At 67.0% G+C, this 212-nt stretch carries 1 protein-coding gene; it reads right to left on the bottom strand.

The features are described from left to right. On the bottom strand, positions 1-212 hold a 212-nt coding region (locus AC5Y4C_RS20985; protein ID WP_500008532.1), incomplete at both ends, for a hypothetical protein.

Raw genomic sequence — 212 nt, 5'->3', positions numbered from 1 at the left:
CCCCACCCGCGCCAGCCCCAACACCTCGGCATAAATCCCGGCCAAAAGTTCCTCGACCGCATCACCGGGGGCGCGGTAACGCTCGATGCCGCCATAATCCGGCGCCGGCAACGCCCGCACATCGAGCTTGCCGTTGACCGTCAACGGCAACACATCCAACCCCACCACCGCCGCGGGCACCATATAACCCGGCAAACGCCCCGCGAGCTGTC

This window comes from Mycobacterium sp. NGS35, assembly GCF_059812855.1.
The sequence above is the reverse complement of the archived record's forward strand: the minus strand, read 5'-3'. Positions and strand labels throughout refer to the sequence as shown.